This is a genomic window from Colwellia polaris, from assembly GCF_002104515.1.
Taxonomy (GTDB): domain Bacteria; phylum Pseudomonadota; class Gammaproteobacteria; order Enterobacterales; family Alteromonadaceae; genus Cognaticolwellia; species Cognaticolwellia polaris.
The window spans coordinates 50,622-70,911 of record NZ_NBOE01000017.1 but is presented as its reverse complement, the minus strand read 5'-3'; the positions used below and the strand labels follow the sequence as shown (position 1 = coordinate 70,911).

Here is a 20,290-nt window from a genome sequence, read left to right as displayed (position 1 = left end):
TGAAAATCAGCTGGTTTATGGGCTATATCAACGAACACATTGCACGAGCCGCCAACCAAGAAGATAACTGCACAGGCAGGTTCTGGGAAGGTCGGTTTAAATCTCAAGCTTTACTAGATGAAGCCGCCATTGCTGCTTGTATGGCTTATGTGGACTTAAACCCCATTCGCGCCAATATCGCCAACACCCCAGAAGATTCAGCGCACACCAGTGTTAAATTGCGCTGCGAGCAAGCCACACAAAGCCAACAACCCAAAACCCTCATGCCCTTTGTTGGCAACCCCAGAGAAAGCATGCCCAAAGGCCTACCGTTTGAGCTGACTGACTATTTACAGTTAATCGAACTCACCGGTCGTTGTATCAGAGAAGATAAACCCGGCTACATCGACGAAAACCTACCAAACATACTAAGCCGATTAAACATATCACCTGAAAACTGGCTAATCATCACCACTGAATTTAAAACACAGTTTCATGGCGCAATAGGGCGCGAAGATGTACTCAGTGATTATTGCGAACATCAACAGCTCAAACGACGACAAAACTTAAGCCACTGCAAAAAACTCTTTGCGTAAATACACGAGTTACTATTCAAAGCTTCAGGAACAGAATGAGTCATTGCCTGAGGGGGATACATACCAAGATATTGATTTTTTAGTGCATATTAGGCGGTAAGTTGATAATTTTCCTGTTACTTATAACCAATAGCGACTTTTGTTCATGGCAACTAACAAAAAATTAAAATATTGATGCTATATAGTTAGATTGTATTTATGATGAGTGTCATTTTAATATTTTCTTTTAAATTCCGCACGTCCGGATCTGTGTGGGGTCGGCCTAGTAATAGGTCGTTCCTACCACGATTATTTTACTTAGAATGCGGAGTTAACATCCATACTTTTATGCAATATACGCACGATAAAGATCTGGTTGTTTTTATATTCTTTGTAATAAATTACATGGCTACCTTGAGGATATTTACTGTAACCTTGTCTAATGTAATCACAATTAATGCCTAGCTCAGGATCATCAGCTAATAAATGAAACGTATTATCTAATACTTTTAGGTAATCATTTCGCTGGGTAAGTCCCCAAGTTGTTTGGGTATATTTAGCTATTTTAATTAAGTCTGTTTTGGCTTTCGAAGATAATTCAAACTTATTCATTAATGGTTATCTTCATCTAATTCAGTTAATAAACTTTCATAGCTGTATTCGGCAACACCGCTTTGTTCGCCTTGGATTAACATATTGCGTAAATTTAAAAGCTTAGCTTCTTGATCTTCTAAAGCTCTTAATCCGGCTCTAACAATTTCACTTGCTGAGCCATAACGACCAGTGTTAAGTTGTTGGTTTATGAACTGATCAAAATGATCGCCTAGTGTAACACTTGTATTTTTAGCCATAATTTAAACCTCATAAGTACCTATATGTAATATATTATGGTATAAAAAACACAACAAGTCACTTAAAAGGACAAATAACAGTTGGTTTTGCTCCTGCGTCGCCTATTTTAACCAACGGTCATTTACCTCTAATTTTATCAGGCCACCCATAATAACCTGCTCATATATCAATCAGTAAACTACACTTAATGAACCTTACTTAGCGAAGTGTAGAGATTGTTATGCCAAAGCCCCGTTCCCAACAAATCAGTTTGTCAGATACGCCGTATTACCATATTCTAAGCCGCACCGTACGAAAAGCATTCTTATGTGGTGTCGATGAAGCAACTGGCGTGAATTATGAGCACAGGCGCGATTGGATAGAAGCGCGAATTTTTGAATTATCTCAAGTGTTTTCCATCGATATTTGTGCTTATGCTGTTATGCACAATCACTTGCACCTCGTGCTGCATGTTGACACAGCGCAAGTCGATAACTGGTCGACAATAGAGTTACTTAGCCGCTGGCATCAGTTGTACAAAGGTACTCACCTGACTAGGAAATACCAGCAGCAACAGACGCTTAATGAATACGAAAGGGAGATAGTGGAAGATACTTCAAATATTTATAAACAACGTTTAATGGACATTAGTTGGTTTATGCGCTCTCTGAATGAACCTATTGCTCGACAAGCAAACAAAGAGGATGAATGTAGAGGGCATTTTTGGGAAGGGCGTTTTCAATCACAAGCATTACTTGATGAAGGCGCGTTATTGTCGTGTATGGCTTATGTTGATTTAAACCCTGTCCGTGCTGCTATTGCCCCCACACCAGAGCAATCAGATTTCACCAGCATACAACTCCGCATTAAAGCCGCTATCAAAGGGACACAACCCAAGGCATTACTGCCTTTTGTTGGTAATGAACAACAAGATAGAATTACAGGTATTTGTTTTAGCCTACAAGATTACTTAACGCTAGTAGATGAAACGGGCCGAATACTCAGAGAGGACAAACGTGGAGCGATTAATTCAGAAACCACCGCGATACTGAATAGGTTACACATCAGTGATGAAAGCTGGTTGAAACTGACGACGAACTTTGAAGGTATCTTCACAGGTGCCGCGGGTAGTGCAGAGCATTTATGTGCATTTACAGAGCATGTAGGATTGCAGCGAGCGCATGGTTTGGCGAATGCTAAAGCTTGTTTAAATAGCGCATAAAGTTTTTTTAACCCAGGCTTTATTTATGTTTCCTTAAAGGGGACAAAATTAATGCAGCTTGCATTTAATGAAAAGTACGTATATCGCGCAAAATTACAATTCAGGGTCAGTAAACTTAACACACCAGCTAAAATTTTATGTAAATAACTATTTAATATTTCATGATTATACGTTTTATTTATCATGGCTGGCATAATTAGCGGCAGCATAGTTCGCGGCAGAATAGATATCGGTTTTTAATAAATTTTAATCGTATTGTATAGTAACTGTTTGTATAGCATACGAAGTGATAAACATTAAACGACATAAATTAAAACGCTGTTAGAGATTAAAATCTTTAACAGCGTTTTTTAGTTTGTAGACTTGTATATATCGATTTAATGTCAGTTGAAAAAACTAATTTTTATCGAATTAACGTTGTGAAATTACTTTGTTTTATATTTTTCAAACCACCATAAAATATGAGCAACTTTAGACATTAGGTTACTAGGGCGTTTATATATGCCATGTGGAGCGTCTGGAATTCTTACCATTGCTGATTCTACACCCTCTAATTTTAGTGCTTGATAAAACTGCTCTGTTTCAGAAATAGGTGTACGGTTATCAGCTTCTCCAGTTAGTAACATAGTAGGAGTTTTAACATTGCCTACATAGCTAATAGGTGAATACTTCATGTAGTTTTCAGCATCTTCCCATGGCTTTTTGGTAAACCAATTTTTATAAACGTACGGGTAGATATCAGTAGTAAGTAAAAAGCTGTACCAATTTATTACTGGTTTTGCTACTACCGCAGCTTTAAACCTATCGGTATGACCTATTATCCAAGCACTTAAAACCCCACCGCCTGAACCGCCGGTAACGAATAGTTCATCTTCATTAATAAATCCTTTGGCGATTACGGCGTCAACCGTCGACATTAGGTCATCATAATCTTGACTTGGGTAGTTATTATGAATTATTTGCGCGAACTCTTTACCATAACTATCACTCCCGCGTGGGTTAGCGTAAACAACTACATAACCTTGCGCCGCCATTAATTGGATTTCGGCTGAAAAGTGCGGGCCATAATTAGTCACCGGACCGCCATGTATTTCTAAAATTAAAGGATATTTTTTACCTTGTTTATTGCCTTCTTTAAATCCAGGAGGGTAGGCAACCCATGCTTGAATATCACGGTTATCAAATGAAGACTTAACTTTTATTTCTTCAACATTAGCGAGTGTTTTATGGGCTAAGGCATCGTTGTTAAGTTGTGTTAATATCGAGGTTTTATTGCGCTTTGTTATCGCAACATTCGCCGGGCTTTGCGGGTGAGAATAGGTAAATGCAATAGTACCATTATCAGCCACATCAAATTGTCCGCCTGAGTAAGGTCGACCAAAAGATAAACCACCAATGTTTTTTGCAACTATATTGCGCTTACCTTTTACTGGTTGATATGCAACGTAAGTTTCACCTTTATCGGCGTAACTCATGTAAATACCTTTGTTATTACTTGCCCATTGAATATCGTTAACTGAACGATCAAATGACGCTGTTAATGAACGCTTATTTGAGCCATCAATGTTCATGATGTATAGCTCAGTATTTTCATAATTTTTATAGTTTTGGTCTGAGCCAGTATAAGCGATCATTTTACCATTTGGTGAAACACTAGGGGCATTGTCAGGGCCATTGCGTGTAGTTAATTGTGTTAACTTACTCGTCGCAATATCTAGACTAAATACATTGGTATCTAGGGGTTCAAGATCGGCGTCAGGGCGATTATTTGTTGAAAAAATAATAGCTTTGCCATCTTTGCTGAAACTAAGAGCGCCGCTATGATTAAAATCTCCTTGGCTTACTTGGCGGGCGACACCACCATCAGCAGAGAGTATAAATATATGTGTTTTACCAGGTTTAGTATAGCCAGCACCATCTGCACGATAATAAATATCATCAATATAAATAGCTGGTTTAGCCCATTTAGCACCTTTTGGCATACCTGAAAGTGTTAGTGCTGATTTTGCTTCACCTTCAACAAACTGGGTAAAAGCAATTGTTTTACCGTCTGGCGACCAAGTTAAGTTTGAAGGGGCATAACTTAAATGTGTCATTTGTCCGGTTTGACCGGTTGCTAACCATTTAAAATGAATTTGAGGCTTACCACTGGCTGTGGATATATACGCAAGCTTATCTTCGTTAGGCGAAAGAATAGGTGAATAATCTGCATGTAACCCATTAGTTACAGGAGTTAGATTTTTATCGCGATCAACTTTCCATATATTACCCAGTTTTTTGTCGCTATGTATGTCCATATAGTTACGTACAAAATAAACTTCATCACCTTTAGCAGTAACCTGCAAAGCAGATGCATACTCTAAGGAAAATACGTCTTCTAATTTAAGGGTGTTATCTAACGCAGACGCACACACGACGGGGCTTGACAGAAGTGCAAACAATATACATTTTTTCATATAAAAACCTTTATTTATTTTATTTAGTTAACTAATTATACAGGCTAGTTGGATTTATTTTTAAACAGCTTATCATATAATAAAATTTAATGTGAATCTATATTTACATTTTATGTGTCGATAGGTATATTCATTTAAAAAGCAACAGAAACCAATCAACTATTTGATGAAATTTGGCAGTTGCAAATACTCAATAGTTAACTTATAAAAGGTCTATATATGAATATAAAATCGAATAAAATTAGCATATTAGCTGGTGCTTTGGCATTAGCATTAAGTAACTCAGTTGTTGCACAAACACAGGTGATACATGCTGGGCAATTATTAGCTGTGCCAGGCGAAAAACCTCTTAATAAACAAACCATTGTTATTGAAGATGGTAAAATTTTGTCTGTTGAAAAAGGTTTTTTACCGGCATCAAATTTTGCTAACAATGCAACGCTTATCGATTTATCTAAAAGTTTTGTTATGCCTGGTTTGATGGATATGCACGTGCACTTGCAAACAGAGTTCGGTGCACATAATACTCAAGATACAGTTCAACTTTCAGATGCCGATATTGCAATGCAAAGTGTCCATTTTGCCAAAATAACACTTATGTCGGGTTTCACAACCGTGCGAGATTTATTGAGTAACCCTGAACAAATGTATGCGTTAAGAGACGGTATAAATAAAGGTTGGATTGAAGGTCCTCGTATAATTGCTGGGGCAGGCGTTTCTATTACGGGTGGTCATTTAGATGTCGATGGTATGTCACCAGATATGCTAGATATAAAATCTTCTGAAACTATTTGTGATGGGCCATACGAATGTAGAAAAATAACGCGTTTAGCGATTAAATATGGTGCTGATGCAATTAAAGTTTCTTCTACGGGTGGTGTGTTGTCTGATACCGATACAGGCACAGGGCAGCAGATGACAGACGATGAGCTAAAAGAAATTGTTGATACGGCTCATGGCTTAGGTAGAAAAGTTGCGAGTCACGCCCATGCTGCTGCCGGCATTAACGCGGCGTTAAGAGCGGGTGTTGATAGCGTTGAACATGGGAGTTATGCAAATAAAGAAAGCTTAAAGCTATTTAAAAAGACCGGTGCTTATTTAGTACCAACCTTGCTTGCAGGCGATACAGTGGTTCATATGGCAGAAAATGACGGTTTTATGTCGGGACCTATTCAAGAGAAAGCCCTTCGTGTTGGTGGCGATATGCTGAAGAACTTTAGAAAGTCTTATAAAGCGGGCGTTAAAATTGCTTTTGGTACCGATAGCGGTGTATCACGTCACGGCATTAATGCTCAAGAAGCTGTATTAATGCACAAAGCGGGTATGTCTACCTCCGACATTTTAAAGTCGGCAACGGTTAATGGCGCTGATCTTATTAATATGAGCGACAAGCTTGGTACAATAGAAGAGGGCAAACTTGCTGATATTATTGCTACAGATAATAGCCCGTTAAAAAATATTGAAGAACTTTTAGATGTTGATTTTGTTATGAAAGGTGGCAAAGTATTTAAACAACAATAATGATAAAGTGCGAAAGGGAATTGTTATAAATTGTAAGGAAGGTAGAGCCATTAATGAGAGGTGGCTCTATTATTTAACCAAGTTATTAATTAAAGTATTTAAGATTGAATGACATAAAAAACCTAATAATACCCACTTAGCAACATCTGCTGCTAAGTGGGTATTTTAATTTTTGTTACTTATAACCACCAAAAGAACCTGCAGGGCCAGGAAACACCACAGGGCTTTCAAAGCCATCTTTTGACACACTGGTTACACCAAAGAAGTAGTTATCAATTACAATGTTTTTTAACTCAAACTCGCTAACGTCACCAACATATTGGCTATGTGTCCAAGTAGGCTCAGTGGTTAAGCGCCAATGTACTCGATAACCAGCTAAGTTTTCTGCCATTTTACCTTCAGGGCGCTGCCAAGTTAACGTAGTTGATGCTTTAACTGCACCTGAAATTTCAGTGTTGGCAGGAGGCGCAGGAGCCCAGGCCATTGCGGCCATAGTTACTGCATTTAACGAAGTGAGCTTAGCGTTGAAATCAAAATCAACGCCAGATATTACATCACCATATGGTCGACCATTTTCTGTACGAAGGTCTTGGTGTTGGCGATCATAATGCTCATTCGTTTCCATAATGCGAACAGCAGGGTATCCAACCGCATTAAAAGGACGGTGATGTCCACCTCGGCCAAATCTATCTAGTCTATAGACCATCATAACGTCTAAGTTAGGAATGTATTTATCAGCAATTTCGTCGATATAACGGGCAACGTTGCGTGAAGGAGAATCAACTTCACCACCTGTAAAACGACGCTTTCTAGCTTCTTCTGGAGTTTCAACCACGCGAACACCTTCCGAGAATACTCGCGCAGTGGTGTTATTAATAACGCCATTAATACCAGAGATATTGCCAATCATATCGTTGTTAATTACTGCTTCAACACGCCAGCCTTCTTTTTTAGCGATACCGGCCATAATTTTACCACCAAATAAACCTTGCTCTTCACCTGATAGAGCTGCATAAACAACCGTTCCAGCAAACTTATATTTTGAAAGTACTCTTGCCGTTTCAATAACACCAGCAACACCTGAAGCATTATCATTTGCGCCCGGTGAAGCACTGGTAAAATCAAGTGGATCTGACACGCGAGAATCTATATCGCCTGACATAACAATATAGCGGTTTGGATCAAGCTGCCCACGTTGAATCGCGATTACATTAACAACCTCAGTTGGATTAGGAATACGCTTTTCACCAGAAAATGTTTGCTTTTGATAGATAACTTCTAAACAACCACCACATTGTTCTGATATTTTATCAAACTCAGACTTGATCCAACGTCGTGCAGCGCCAATACCTTGTGTGGTTGATTTTGTTTCAGAAAGTGTGTGTCGCGTGCCAAAGCCTACTAACTCAGTAACATCACTTTTAAGCCGATTAGCACTAACTTGTTGCTGAATATCGCGTAACACCATTTGTTCACTCGGCGGAACGACAACATTAGCAGCGTATGCAGGGATCAGTGCGCTGAGGGCACATAGTGCAGCTAATGTTTTACGTGGTGTGTAAGTGAATGCTGAACTAGCAAATAAGGATGAAAAATTTACATTCTTAGTAAAGAGAGGGTTGATAAACATAACATGCGCCTACTATCGGTTATTATTATAATGACACTAAAAGCCTATCATAGTTTCTTTGTTTAACGAGGCCATCTATCCCGTTAATATTTCAACTTAACTCACTTTTGCATTTTAAGTTTCAGCAAATGCTCGGTTATAAGTTTGCATTCAACTTATCCTTAATCTAAATATACCCTATTGAATTTATAAATAGGTAATTAATTAACTCATTGTAATATATAGATAAGTGTTTTTATTATCTATCTTTTTAGGAGGTTAGTATCACTAGCTTACCTTATGTGAATTTATATTTACATTTAAACTCTTAGTCTTTATGATAGTTATAACGAAATTACAGAATTAGCTTTATGAAAATAAAAACACCAATTTTAAATCGTATATCGTCAGCCTTGTTGGTGATATCAACAAGCATTTCTTCAACTGCACTCGCTAATAACGTTGATGAATTTATTGATTATGCAAAAGGTAATATTGCCATCACCCATGTCAGTGTTATTGACGGAACAGGTAGCGCGGCGAAACAACAACAAACGGTGTTAATTAATCAAGGTAAAATAGTCGCTATAAACGATACCAAAAACTTTGATATAGCCGAAAATGTTACGACGATTAATGGCCAGGGTAAAACGCTTATTCCTGGCTTAGTTATGATGCATGAACATCTTTTTTACCCAACAGGCAGAGCTAACTACACGGAAATGCTTTATAGCTTCCCACGTTTGTATTTAGCAGGTGGAGTTACCACCGCAAGAACAGCGGGTACAACAGCTCCTTATGCTGACTTAGCGCTACGCGACGCCATTAATGCGGGTAAATCTATTGGTCCTGATATTGACGTAACGGCACCATATTTAAATGGACCTGGTTTACCTATTTTAAAGATTAAACCTTTGCGAGATGCTGAAAACGCGAAAACCATGATGAATTATTGGATTTCGGAAGGTGTAACTTCTTATAAAGCGTATATGCATATTCATCAAGATGAACTTGCTCAAGTTATAAAGATAGCTCATCAAAAAAATCACAAAGTGACTGCTCATTTATGCTCAGTAACTTACAGAGAAGCAGCAGAGTTGGGCATAGATAATTTAGAACATGGTTTTTTTGCGGCAACAGACTTTGTTAAAGATAAAGTTAAAGATAAATGCCCAAGTAACAAAGTAGCTCATCAATCGTTAGTTGATCTTGATATTGACTCGAAAGAAGTTAACGATCTCATTGATTTATTGATCCGTAAAGACGTAACTTTAACCTCAACATTACCTGTATTTGAAACCTTTACTAAAGGTCGCCCAAAAGCTTATCCAGAAGCACTTGAAGTATTAATTCCGCAGGTACGTAAACAATATGAAAGCACTTGGGAGAAAGTCGCAAAACAAGAAAATGCTACTTGGCCAATTGTGTTTAAAAAAATGATGTTATTAGAGAAAAAGTTTGTTGAAGCTGGTGGTAAATTAATGGCAGGCACTGATCCTACTGGTTTCGGTGGTGTAATTGCTGGCTTTGCTAATCAACGTGTGGTTGAATTATTAGTAGAAGCGGGATTTAGTATTGAGCAAGCGATTAAAATATCAAGCTTAAATGCCGCTGAATATTTAGGGCGTGAACAACATATTGGTACAATTGAAGCAGGAAAGCATGCTGATTTAATTTTAGTTAACGGGGATTTAGCCAAAGACATCTCTGCGATACGTAACATGGACCTTGTTTTTAAAAACGGAGTTGGTTACAACTCAAGTAAAATTAGAGCCACTATTAAAGAAGTTGTTGGCTTACACTGAATCAACAATCAAACCAATGAATCATTATTTATTCTGCCAAGGAATTACTATGAAAAAATCAATCATCTCTTGTTGTGTTGCCATGGGCTTAATGTCTTCTTTTAGTGCAAATGCATCAACAGAGCATAAAAAATTACTCCACAATGTTGAAGATAAAGTTATTGAATGGCGTCGTGACTTTCATCAGAATCCTGAGCTAGGTAACCGTGAAGTTCGTACAGCAAAAATTGTCGCTGAGCATTTAAAAAACCTAGGGATGGAGGTTGAAACTGGAATTGCTTACACAGGTGTCGTTGGTATTTTAAAAGGTGCAAAATCTGGTCCTACCGTTATGTTGCGTGCAGATATGGATGCCTTACCAGTAACCGAGCAAGTGGATTTGCCATTTAAATCAATAAAAACAACAAACTACCGTGGCGTAGATGTTGGTATTATGCATGCCTGTGGCCATGATACACATGTTGCTATGCTTATGGGCGCTGCTGAAGTGTTAGCAGGAATGAAGGATGAATTGCACGGCGATGTTATGTTTGTTTTTCAGCCAGCAGAAGAAGGCGCTCCAATGAATGAAGAAGGGGGCGCGGAACTGATGTTAAAACAAGGCATCTTTAAAAGGCACCAACCTGATGTCGCTTTCGGCTTGCATATAACCTCAAGTTTACCTACGGGTAGTATAGGTTATCGCAGTGGACCATTTATGGCCAGCTCAGACAGTTTTGAGATCACGGTGCACGGTGAGCAAACACATGGCTCTATACCGTGGACTGGCGTTGATCCAATTTCAGCAGCAGCTCAAATAGTAACGGGTATTAATCATATTGTTAGTCGCCAAATAGATATAACCAAAGAGCCTGCTATTGTATCTTTTGGCAAAATTTCTGGCGGTGTGCGCAATAATATTATTCCTGATAAGGTAGCAATGGTTGGCACTATTCGCAATTTCGATATGGATAATCGTCAACACATCTTTGAGAAAATAAATACTACAGCCACGCATATTGCAGCTGCTTCTGGTGCGAAGGCGAGTTTAGATATTCACGAGGGCTATCCAGTAACCATTAACAACCCTGAATTGACCGCTCAAATGTTACCTAGCCTTCAAAAGGTAGCAGGTATCGATAAGGTGAATATTTTACCTAAGATCACAGGAGCAGAAGATTTTTCATTCTATGCCCTTGAAGTACCGGGGTTGTTCGTGTTTTTAGGTGGAACACCTGCTGATAAAGACCCAAAAAAAGCAGCAAGTAATCATTCACCTTACTTTTTCGCTGATGAGTCATCATTTAAAACAGGCACAGCGGCATTAACACAATTAACTTTGGATTATATGGAACAAGCTAAATAGTCGAAAACCCTTTATGGCAGTATAAGAATTTATTTTAGTGTTGTTACCTCCTTCCAACAACACAGATGAATTTTTATATTGCTGTTTTTTATTAAAAACTGCATTATTCGGGTAGTTTCATGACCGTATAGAAAATTATTAAAATGCCAAGCGAAAATGTATTCAAACCAAAGCAAAAAAGAAGCCAAGATACTCAACGAAAATTATTAGCCGCTTTACATTTATGTTTGCAAGATAAGTTTTTCGAACATATATCAATTAAAGAGTTAGCTGATCATGCTGGCGTATCTGTAGGCACGTTTTATCGGCGTTTTAAAGATAAAGAATCTTTACTGCCTTTACTCTATCAAGATTTTGGTAATGAACTCAACCAATGGGTTGACCGATTAGAGTTGCTTAATTTTAGCTGTTTAAAAGAAGCAGTAGAAATAATTTCTATCGAAATTTATGAGTTTTCAGCGGCACGTAAAAGCGTATTTCGAACTTTACATTTAAATTCACGCTTGCACTCAACTTTGTTAGAGTCAGACAAACTGGTTGATCGTAAAAGTATCTATCGGCGACTCGCCGGTTTATTGCTGAAATTTAATAATGAAATTAAAGTAGAAAACCAGAGTAGAGCCGCAGATACCGCTATTTTTATGATGATTACGAGTTTGCTTGAGAAAGTACTTTATCCTTCTCTTACACCTGCTATTGCCAGTGAACTTAACGCAGAAGAACTTACACATGAATTATCTAAAATAGTGCTACCTTATTTAACGACTTAACTATTGAAAAAAGTTGCAAATTAACGCATTAGGTATTAAATTGTTGTGAATTTAAATTCACCTTTGGCTTCTATGAAATTTACTAAAATATTCGCACTTCTAGGCCCCGGTATTGTTTGGGCTGCAACCAGTATTGGTGTTTCGCATATAGTACAAGCAACAAGAGCTGGGGCTGACTTTGGCTTCGCCTTATTAGGCTTTATTATTCTTGCCCATGTTGTTAAATATCCCTTTTTTTTATTTGGTCCTAAATATGCAGGCCTTACCGGTAAAAGCTTACTCGATGGTTACAAGCGGGTAGGAAACTGGGCCTTTTATTTATTCTTATTTCTAACCTTTGTCACGATGTTTTTTGTTCAATCAGGCGTAACTATCGTCACGGCAGCATTGGCAATGAACCTATTTGGAGACGTTCTATCTTTGTCACAATGGGCGGCCCTTGTGCTTGGAATTGTTTGTGCTGTATTACTTATTGGTCACTATAAATTATTAAACAACCTTTTAAAGTGGATGATGCTAATTTTAGTAATCGCAAGTGTTATAGCCTGGTTTGCTGCCATTAATCGTTTAGGTTTTACGCCTTCAGGTCAAGCGCCTATTATTTCATTAACCTCAGCCGCAAGTATCGCTTTTATTGTTGCACTTATCGGTTGGATGCCAACAGCGATAGAAGTATCGGTGTGGCATTCTATTTGGACAACATCTCAGGTTGATAAGCCAAGTAAAATTTCTGCAAAAAATGCCACAATAGATTTTAATATTGGCTACATTACAAGCTTTTTATTGGCCGTTATTTTTTTATGGTTAGGCGCGTTACTAATGTTTGGTCAGGGCGAAGGTTTTGCGCAATCAGCCGCAGCTTTTGCCGGACAATTGGTTGGTATTTATAGCACCGCGTTAGGTGAATGGAGCTGGTTATTGATGGCACTGGTCACTTTTATTGCTTTATTCTCTACTACATTTGCTGTTGCTGATGGTTTTCCACAAGTTTGGAAACGCGCTGTTTTATTGGCAAATAGCGAGAAAGACGAAGCAACACCAAGCGAGACATCACAAAGTAAAGCGAATAAAGCTTATATAATTTCGTTAGCATTATTAGTTGTTGGTAGTTGGTGGATTATTAGTGATTTTAGCGCAGATATTAAAGCACTGCTTGATTTTGTGACTACGGTATCTTTTGTCAGTGCACCGATATACGCGTGGTTAAATTATAAAGTAATGATGGGTGCAGATGTTGATGATGAACTCAAGCCACAAGGCTGGTTTAAAGTGTATACCTTAACTTGTTTAACGGTATTAACCTTATTTAGCCTGTTTTTCTTATGGTGGAAGTTTTTATCTTAACGCTTTCATCTTAAAATTTTTGTTTATGAATAAGACTAATTTTATTCGAGATTAACCATTGTTTAATGTTGTGCGGATAGTTGAACAATGATTGAATTTTTATATATCAAATAACACAAACAAGAGACTATTAAGTCTCTATATGTAAGTAGAGTAAAAATAATGATGCATATTAACGGCAGTTGTCATTGCGGTGAAATAACTTTTGAAGCAGAAATTGACGAAAATAAGGTAATATTATGCCATTGCCTTGACTGTCAAAAACTATCTGGTACCGCGTTTAGAAGCGTGGTTATCTCAGAGCCCAATGGTTTAACATTTACTAAAGGTAAAACCAAAGAATACATAAAGATTGCAGAAAGTGGCAATAAACGAGCACAGGGTTTTTGTCAAAATTGTGGAAGTGCAATTTATGCAACTTCAGAGGAGCCTACAAACCGAGTGTATGGCATAAGAGCAGGTTGCATTGAGCAACGCAATTTACTGATACCTAAAAGCCAAATTTGGCATAACTCGGCAGTTCCTTGGCTTAACGAAGTATCAAATATTCCAGCGTTTGAAACAATACCGACTAAATAATTAATTAGGATAACTTACGATGAAAAAAATTAGTATTATGCTCTGTGCCATAGCGCCGTTATTATTGAATAACATGGTCTTTGCCAAACAACTAGAAAATGTAGGTTCTGAGCCTAAAAATGTTGAATTTTTAAATACAAAACCGGCATCAAAGAAGTTACCTTTTTCTGAGGCAGTGCGTGTTGAAAATACCTTGTATTTGTCAGGCCAAATAGGCTTAGATCCTAAAACAAGTAAACTGGCAAAAGGTGGTGTTATTGCTGAAACTAATCAAACGTTAACGAATATACAACAAGTGTTAAAAAGCCACGGGTATGGCATGGAAAATGTTGTAAAGTGCACTGTTATGTTGACTAATATTGCTGACTTTGCAGCATTTAACCGAGTTTATACACGTTTCTTTTCACCACCATACCCAGCTAGAAGTGCATTTGCGGTAAATAAACTTGCTTTAAATGCGACTGTGGAGGTTGAGTGTATTGCTAGCACTCATTAATTGATTGTATTTGCCCAATACTATAAATATTATCTTCATTTAATTATCTTTAAAGTAAAACAGAGTGTTATCACTCTGTTTTTTATTTTTTCTGCAATATTTTTTCATCTAATGTAAGTACGTGTATCTAATTAATTTAGCGTTAGCATTCCTTTAATTATTGTTGACTTAACATAAGGGGATGTAATCGATTTTAGACCGAAAAAATCTACTGCGCTTGTTTGTCTGTTTAGTTTTAAAATTCCATGTAAAAGGGCAAATGAATTTACTACACCAGCTTTGAAGCAAATAATTGGCATTAAACTACAATAAATTCACATATAATTGCTAATTGCTGCTGATAGCGCTTTAATTTAAGGCGCTATCAGGGTATGTTATGCGTTTTTATTCTAGGCATGATTATTAATGAGCAAAAATACTTTCTATCGTGACTTACATTCACAAGTTGAAGCATTGATCAGCGATGAAGCTGATGTTATTGCGAACATGGCAAATGTTAGTGCTTTATTGTTTGAGCAATTGGCTGATGTTAATTGGGTGGGTTTCTACCGAATGATAAACAATGAACTTGTGCTAGGTCCATTCCAAGGTAAAGTAGCTTGTATACGCATACCGGTAGGTCGTGGTGTTTGTGGTACAGCAGTAAGTGAAAACGAAGTACAACGCGTTGCGGATGTGCATGAATTTGATGGTCATATTGCTTGTGATGCTACGACTAATTCAGAAATCGTATTACCCGTAAGCTTAAACGATAAAGTCATTGCAGTGCTTGATATAGACAGCCAAGCCTTTAATCGCTTTGATGCTGACGATCAAGCAGGACTAGAAAAAATAATTAGTTTATTTGAAAATGTTATGATCACGCATGGCGTGTTAAACTAATGAAAGAATTTATTGTTATTCATGACTATCTTGTCTCAGAAGCCGTTGTTGGTGATTGGGATGGTCAAGAAGAAGTAGTCGCTGAACGCATAAACGAGATTTATCATACCGTTTATGATTTAGCAGAAGAAGATATTGCGCCAGAGGAACTCGAGCAATTGCTTGCTTTGGTGTGGGATACGTGGATAGGGCAAGAAGCCTTAGCTGAAATCGAAAGTGAAGATATTTATGATTGGTGCCGACATTTGTTGGAAAATCGAGAACAATATCTTGCAGATCAGAATCAAAATTTTTAAAAGTTGTATTTATGGAAACTAAAAAAGAAAGCGAAGTAAAAGTAGTAGCAGACGAAGTAATTGAACCTACGTCAACTGCTGATGCAGAAGTTAAGCGTATTAGCACAAAAGAAATTATCGCCTATTTGGCTGAAAAATTTCCAGCATGTTTCTCTATTGAGGGCGCTGCTAAACCATTAAAAATTGGTATATTCCAAGATTTAGCAGAAAAGTTAGCGGGTGATGAAACCGTTAGCAAAACTCGCTTACGTCAAGCACTGAGACATTACACAAGCAGCTGGCGCTATTTAAAAGCGATTAAGCTAGATGCATATCGTGTTGATATCGACGGTAACGACGATGCTAAAATTGATCAAGAACAAGCTGATTACGCAAGCAAAACACTTTCGGAAAGCCAAGAGAAATTTGGTAACAAAAAACCTAAAGACAAAGCTGCAAAAAAACCTTATAAAGGTAGTAATACTAAGGGAACTAAACCTGCGGCTAAAGACTCTACTGATAGTAGCCGTAAAGAAAAGTTCAATTCGGTTAAATCAACCAAACGTGCTGTTAGCAAACCTGCTGTTAAACTTAAGCCTGTTGAAACAAGTAATGTTGTTGTCGGCAAAAGTATTAAAGTGCAATTAGGGCAATCATCAATGGACGCTGTTATTACAGAAGTTTCAGGTAAAGATGTTAGCGTACAATTAAACTCAGGTATGGTTGTTAAAACACAAGTTAAAAATATTTTTACAGAATAAATTTGGAGTAAGTGAATGCATAAATTTTGTCGTTTAGCTGTTGCGGTATCGTTGTCACTTGCCAGCATTTCAATATTTGCTGACAGTAAAGAAGACAACTTAGTTTTACCTGTATTAGCGCCAGAAAGTCAACACGCTACATCTACTAAGCGAATAACGGCGCAATTTACGCGTGCACACTACAAACAAATAAAAGTTGATAACTTACTCTCTGAGCAAATATTTGATCGCTACATTAAACAGCTTGATTATGCTCGTAATGTTTTTCTTGCCTCAGACGTAAAGGCATTTGAGCAATATCGAGATGAATTTGACACGGTAATTTCACGTGGAAAACTTGATATTGCTTATGAAATTTATAATCTTAATCTACAACGACGATTAGAAAGATATCAGTATGCTCTTAGTTTATTAGAGAGTGAGAAGCCTTTTAATTTCGAACTAGACGAATATTATAATTTTGATCGTGAAGAAGCGCCATGGGCTAGCTCAACCGATGAGCTTAACGAACTATGGCGCAAAAAAGTAAAGTACGACGCCCTTAATTTGACGCTAGCCGGCAAAGAGTGGGAAAAAATTCAAGAAGTACTAGGTAAACGCTACCGTTATGCGATTAAACGTTTAAAGCAAAGTGAAAGCGAAGACGTATTTCAAGTTGTAATGAACAGTTTTGCTCGTGTAGTTGAACCACATACATCTTATTTGTCACCACGAAATGCTGAAAGATTCCAAATGGAAATGAACCTATCCTTAGAAGGTATAGGGGCAGTATTACGTGCAGAAGAAGATTATACCGTTATACAAAGTGTTGTATCTGGCGGTCCTGCAGACAAGTCTAAAGAATTAAAACCTAAAGATCGCATTGTTGGTGTATCACAAGACGATAAAGAGTTTGTCGACGTGATTGGCTGGCGCTTAGATGATGTTGTAGAACTTATTAAAGGCCCAAAAGGCACTAAAGTAAGACTGCAAGTTTTAGGCGAAGAGTCAGAAGACGATAGCACGATTAAAGTCGTTTCAATTATCAGAGATACGATTAAACTTGAAGACCGTGCAGCTAAATCAGAAGTGTATTATGAAAATGAAGCGGATGAAAACACTAAAAAATTAGGTGTTATCACCATTCCAAGTTTTTATAACAATCTTTCTCGTGATGTTAAATTAGAAATAGCTAAGCTTAAAGATGAAAACGTATCAGGCATTATTGTTGATCTACGTGGCAACGGCGGCGGCTCATTAACAGAAGCGACATTACTAACCGGCTTATTTATTGATAAAGGTCCTGTAGTGCAGGTACGTGATGGTGCTAATCGTGTACAAGTGAATAGTGATAAAGACGGTATTAGCTTTTACGAAGGTCCATTAACGGTAATGGTTGACCGATACAGTGCATCAGCTTCAGAAATATTTTCAGCCGCGATTCAAGATTATGGTCGAGGTGTTGTGGTTGGTGAGCATACTTTTGGTAAGGGTACGGTTCAACAACATCGTGGTTTAGGTCGTGTTTATGACCTTTATGAAAACCCTTTTGGTAGTATCCAATTTACTATTGCTAAATTTTATCGCATAAATGGCGGCAGCACTCAACATCGCGGTGTATTGCCTGATATTGAATTTCCATCAGCAATAGATCCAGCTGATTGGGGTGAAAGTAAAGAAGAGAATGCGCTGCCTTGGGACCAAATTCCACAAGCTCGTTATAATAAACTTAAAGATATTAGCCAAGATGTTACTTATTTAAGTTCATTACATAGTTCGCGCGTTGCGAACAATAAAGAGTTTAACTATTTGCTATCTGACATTGCAGAATACAAAGCAGAAAAAGATGATAAAACTATTTCGTTAAATTTAGTAAAACGGAAAGAGAAAAAAGAAAGCCGTAAAGCCAAGCAACTAGCTCGTGCGAATGAACGTTTAACTTTGATGGGTAAAGAAAAAGTTACTGACTTAGATGATTTACCAGATGATTTAGAAGAGTTAGATCCATTTTTAGATGAAACTGCTAAAATTACTTTCGACTTGGTCTCATTGGGTAAAGTCGTCAAAAAATAGCTTATTTATAAGCGAATATTAAAGCCACCTTTAGGTGGTTTTTTTATTTTAGAATAACCAGGCTAAATTTTTACTTGAAAATTTTGCATAATTATTCTTACATATCCTTATAAACAAAGGGCTAGTTAGCGATAAATTGTCAGAAAAACCTTGCACTATTTGACAACAGTCGGCATCTTACTAACACAAATAATATAACCACTATAATAACTAAGATAATAAGGTGTAAATTTATCTATGTCTGATCCTCAATCAACTCGACCACCGTCTATGTTGGATTCTTTAATTCCAATTTTTGTGCTTATTTGTTTACTCATAGCCGGCGTTACTTTCTTTGGTGATAGCTCATCTTCTGGACCTAATCAAATTGCTTTGTTATTAGCTACTGGTGTTGCCGCCGTAATAGGGCTTAAAAATGGTCATACCTGGCATGCTATGGAGAAGGCGATTATTCATGGCATATCAATATCTCTAGGTGCAGTACTCATTTTATTAGCTGTAGGTTCATTAATTGGTACCTGGTTATTATCTGGCACAGTGCCTACCATGGTTTATTACGGGTTAAAAATTATAGACCCAAGTTGGTTTTATGCTGCAACATGCTTAGTGTGCGGTATTGTTGCAATGAGCATAGGTAGTTCTTGGACAACTGCCGCAACTGTTGGTGTTGCATTTATAGGTATTGCTGGTGGATTTGAACTCTCTACATCAGTAACCGCCGGTGCTGTAATTTCAGGTGCTTACTTTGGTGATAAGCTTTCACCTTTATCAGAAACCACTAATTTAGCACCCGCAGTTGCAGGTAGTGAGTTATTTGAACATATTCGTTATATGCTTTGGACAACTATCCCATCTATTACTATTGCATTGATTCTTTTTCTTATTATAGGTTTTAATCACTCTTCAGCAGAAGTTGGTAGCACAGACAGCATAGCGTCATTAACCAGCACACTTGAAAATACATACAACATTTCAATTTTAAATTTAATCCCCCTATTTATTTTATTGGTTATGGCCTATAAGAAAATGCCAGCATTCCCAGCCGTTGCAATAGGTGCGGTCATTGGCGCCATTTGGGCATTAATTTTTCAACAAGAATTAATTTCAGCGATGGCGGCTGAGGGTGTAGAGTCAACTAAAGCCGTTATTATGGTGGTTTGGACCGCTTTTTTTGATGGTGTAGTTGTAGAAACCGGTAATAGTGAAATTGATCAACTATTAAGTCGTGGCGGTATGTCAGGCATGCTAAATACTATTTGGCTTGTTGTTACTGCGCTAAGTTTTGGTGCTATTTTAGAGCACTTAGGCATGTTGAAAAAGTTTGTCGAAACAATTTTAGCGAAAGCTAAATCAATTGGCAGTCTAATAGCAAGTACGGTGGCAACGTGTATTGGTACCAATTTAATTACTGCGGACCAATACATGGCAATTGTAATGCCCGGTAGAATGTATAAAGAAGAGTATAAAAAACGAGGTTTACATCCCGTTGTACTTAGTCGAACTTTAGAGGACTCAGGTACCATTACCTCTCCTTTAATTCCATGGAATACTTGTGGTGCTTTTATGTTTGGCGCAATGGCATTAACTTCTTATGACTATATATTTTATTGTTTCTTTAACTTAATTAACCCTATATTAGCCGTGACATATGCATATTTGGGCTTTAAAATTAAAAAAATAGTAACAAGCACATAATATATATTAAATATAAATAAATATTCACAAAGCCTGTTTATTACAGGCTTTTTATTACCTGTTAAAAATGCAATTTACTAATAGGTAAATTAT

General features: G+C 37.4%; 18 protein-coding genes. 14 read left to right on the top strand and 4 right to left on the bottom strand.

Features of this window, described 5'->3' with window-relative positions:
- Window positions 1-575, top strand: a 575-nt coding sequence (locus B6A32_RS18430) for a transposase (RefSeq protein WP_408607684.1), incomplete at its 5' end; no start/stop codon positions are given.
- 297 nt (window positions 576-872) lie between these two features.
- On the opposite strand, the gene B6A32_RS18425 is transcribed toward B6A32_RS18430, so the two are convergent.
- Window positions 873-1,166 carry a type II toxin-antitoxin system RelE/ParE family toxin gene (locus B6A32_RS18425; RefSeq protein ID WP_085306386.1) on the bottom strand — a complete coding sequence of 98 codons (294 nt, stop codon included), beginning with the start codon at window positions 1,164-1,166 and terminating at the stop codon, window positions 873-875.
- Window positions 1,166-1,405: a type II toxin-antitoxin system ParD family antitoxin gene (locus B6A32_RS18420; RefSeq protein WP_085306385.1), complete on the bottom strand. Its 240-nt coding sequence runs from the start codon at window positions 1,403-1,405 to the stop codon at window positions 1,166-1,168. The genes B6A32_RS18425 and B6A32_RS18420 overlap by 1 nt, the downstream gene beginning before the upstream one ends.
- A 221-nt stretch (window positions 1,406-1,626) precedes the next feature.
- Here B6A32_RS18420 and B6A32_RS18415 point away from each other — a divergent pair, with 221 nt between their 5' ends.
- On the top strand, window positions 1,627-2,607 hold the full coding sequence (locus B6A32_RS18415; protein WP_085306384.1) for a transposase: 981 nt from the start codon (window positions 1,627-1,629) through the stop codon (window positions 2,605-2,607).
- A gap of 425 nt (window positions 2,608-3,032) precedes the next feature.
- Here B6A32_RS18415 and B6A32_RS18410 read toward each other — a convergent pair whose 3' ends face one another.
- Window positions 3,033-5,063, bottom strand: coding sequence for a S9 family peptidase (locus B6A32_RS18410; RefSeq protein WP_085306383.1), 2,031 nt, complete (start codon window positions 5,061-5,063; stop codon window positions 3,033-3,035).
- A gap of 219 nt (window positions 5,064-5,282) precedes the next feature.
- On the opposite strand from B6A32_RS18410, the gene B6A32_RS18405 reads away from it, so the two are divergent.
- On the top strand, window positions 5,283-6,584 hold the full coding sequence (locus B6A32_RS18405) for a metal-dependent hydrolase family protein (RefSeq protein WP_085306382.1): 1,302 nt from the start codon (window positions 5,283-5,285) through the stop codon (window positions 6,582-6,584).
- A gap of 175 nt (window positions 6,585-6,759) precedes the next feature.
- Here the strand turns inward: B6A32_RS18405 and B6A32_RS18400 are convergent, their stop codons facing one another.
- Complete coding sequence (locus B6A32_RS18400) at window positions 6,760-8,214, bottom strand: M28 family peptidase (protein WP_085306381.1); 1,455 nt, start codon at window positions 8,212-8,214, stop codon at window positions 6,760-6,762.
- Between the two features lie 350 nt (window positions 8,215-8,564).
- On the opposite strand from B6A32_RS18400, the gene B6A32_RS18395 reads away from it, so the two are divergent.
- From B6A32_RS18395 to nhaC, 11 genes are all read left to right on the top strand, one after another.
- Window positions 8,565-9,998, top strand: a complete 1,434-nt coding sequence (locus B6A32_RS18395) for an amidohydrolase family protein (protein WP_085306380.1) — start codon at window positions 8,565-8,567, stop codon at window positions 9,996-9,998.
- A 49-nt stretch (window positions 9,999-10,047) separates the two neighbouring features.
- Complete coding sequence (locus B6A32_RS18390) at window positions 10,048-11,343, top strand: M20 family metallopeptidase (protein WP_085306379.1); 1,296 nt, start codon at window positions 10,048-10,050, stop codon at window positions 11,341-11,343.
- Window positions 11,344-11,486: 143 nt separating this feature from the next.
- Complete coding sequence (locus B6A32_RS18385; protein ID WP_085306378.1) at window positions 11,487-12,113, top strand: TetR/AcrR family transcriptional regulator; 627 nt, start codon at window positions 11,487-11,489, stop codon at window positions 12,111-12,113.
- Window positions 12,114-12,158: 45 nt separating this feature from the next.
- Window positions 12,159-13,457 (top strand): NRAMP family divalent metal transporter, encoded by a 1,299-nt coding sequence (locus B6A32_RS18380; RefSeq protein WP_233131473.1) that lies wholly within the window; start codon window positions 12,159-12,161, stop codon window positions 13,455-13,457.
- Between the two features lie 162 nt (window positions 13,458-13,619).
- Window positions 13,620-14,036, top strand: coding sequence for a GFA family protein (locus B6A32_RS18375; RefSeq protein ID WP_332888783.1), 417 nt, complete (start codon window positions 13,620-13,622; stop codon window positions 14,034-14,036).
- Window positions 14,037-14,055: 19 nt separating this feature from the next.
- A complete protein-coding gene (locus B6A32_RS18370; RefSeq protein ID WP_085306377.1) occupies window positions 14,056-14,532 on the top strand; it encodes a RidA family protein in 477 nt (158 codons plus the stop codon).
- Between the two features lie 405 nt (window positions 14,533-14,937).
- The gene (locus B6A32_RS18365; protein WP_085306376.1) at window positions 14,938-15,414 is read left to right on the top strand and encodes a GAF domain-containing protein; all 477 of its coding nucleotides are present in this window, start codon (window positions 14,938-14,940) and stop codon (window positions 15,412-15,414) included.
- Window positions 15,414-15,710: a hypothetical protein gene (locus tag B6A32_RS18360; RefSeq protein ID WP_085306375.1), complete on the top strand. Its 297-nt coding sequence runs from the start codon at window positions 15,414-15,416 to the stop codon at window positions 15,708-15,710. The genes B6A32_RS18365 and B6A32_RS18360 overlap by 1 nt, the downstream gene beginning before the upstream one ends.
- Before the next feature lie 11 nt (window positions 15,711-15,721).
- Entirely contained in the window at window positions 15,722-16,450 is a 729-nt protein-coding gene (gene proQ, locus B6A32_RS18355) for an RNA chaperone ProQ (RefSeq protein ID WP_085306374.1), read from the top strand.
- A 15-nt stretch (window positions 16,451-16,465) separates the two neighbouring features.
- Complete coding sequence (prc, locus tag B6A32_RS18350) at window positions 16,466-18,502, top strand: carboxy terminal-processing peptidase (protein ID WP_085306373.1); 2,037 nt, start codon at window positions 16,466-16,468, stop codon at window positions 18,500-18,502.
- Window positions 18,503-18,739: 237 nt separating this feature from the next.
- Complete coding sequence (nhaC, locus tag B6A32_RS18345) at window positions 18,740-20,197, top strand: Na+/H+ antiporter NhaC (RefSeq protein ID WP_085306372.1); 1,458 nt, start codon at window positions 18,740-18,742, stop codon at window positions 20,195-20,197.
- The last annotated feature ends 93 nt before the right edge of the window (window positions 20,198-20,290 follow it).

What these genes read in the sequence shown, in the direction of transcription:
- B6A32_RS18425 (WP_085306386.1), bottom strand. Translation starts at nt 1,166, where the DNA reads ATGAATAAGTTTGAATTATCTTCGAAAGCCAAAACAGACTTAATTAAA.
- B6A32_RS18420 (WP_085306385.1), bottom strand. Translation starts at nt 1,405, where the DNA reads ATGGCTAAAAATACAAGTGTTACACTAGGCGATCATTTTGATCAGTTC.
- B6A32_RS18415 (WP_085306384.1), top strand. Translation starts at nt 1,627, where the DNA reads ATGCCAAAGCCCCGTTCCCAACAAATCAGTTTGTCAGATACGCCGTAT.
- B6A32_RS18410 (WP_085306383.1), bottom strand. Translation starts at nt 5,063, where the DNA reads ATGAAAAAATGTATATTGTTTGCACTTCTGTCAAGCCCCGTCGTGTGT.
- B6A32_RS18405 (WP_085306382.1), top strand. Translation starts at nt 5,283, where the DNA reads ATGAATATAAAATCGAATAAAATTAGCATATTAGCTGGTGCTTTGGCA.
- B6A32_RS18400 (WP_085306381.1), bottom strand. Translation starts at nt 8,214, where the DNA reads ATGTTTATCAACCCTCTCTTTACTAAGAATGTAAATTTTTCATCCTTA.
- B6A32_RS18395 (WP_085306380.1), top strand. Translation starts at nt 8,565, where the DNA reads ATGAAAATAAAAACACCAATTTTAAATCGTATATCGTCAGCCTTGTTG.
- B6A32_RS18390 (WP_085306379.1), top strand. Translation starts at nt 10,048, where the DNA reads ATGAAAAAATCAATCATCTCTTGTTGTGTTGCCATGGGCTTAATGTCT.
- B6A32_RS18385 (WP_085306378.1), top strand. Translation starts at nt 11,487, where the DNA reads ATGCCAAGCGAAAATGTATTCAAACCAAAGCAAAAAAGAAGCCAAGAT.
- B6A32_RS18375 (WP_332888783.1), top strand. Translation starts at nt 13,620, where the DNA reads ATGATGCATATTAACGGCAGTTGTCATTGCGGTGAAATAACTTTTGAA.
- B6A32_RS18370 (WP_085306377.1), top strand. Translation starts at nt 14,056, where the DNA reads ATGAAAAAAATTAGTATTATGCTCTGTGCCATAGCGCCGTTATTATTG.
- B6A32_RS18365 (WP_085306376.1), top strand. Translation starts at nt 14,938, where the DNA reads ATGAGCAAAAATACTTTCTATCGTGACTTACATTCACAAGTTGAAGCA.
- B6A32_RS18360 (WP_085306375.1), top strand. Translation starts at nt 15,414, where the DNA reads ATGAAAGAATTTATTGTTATTCATGACTATCTTGTCTCAGAAGCCGTT.
- proQ (WP_085306374.1), top strand. Translation starts at nt 15,722, where the DNA reads ATGGAAACTAAAAAAGAAAGCGAAGTAAAAGTAGTAGCAGACGAAGTA.
- prc (WP_085306373.1), top strand. Translation starts at nt 16,466, where the DNA reads ATGCATAAATTTTGTCGTTTAGCTGTTGCGGTATCGTTGTCACTTGCC.
- nhaC (WP_085306372.1), top strand. Translation starts at nt 18,740, where the DNA reads ATGTCTGATCCTCAATCAACTCGACCACCGTCTATGTTGGATTCTTTA.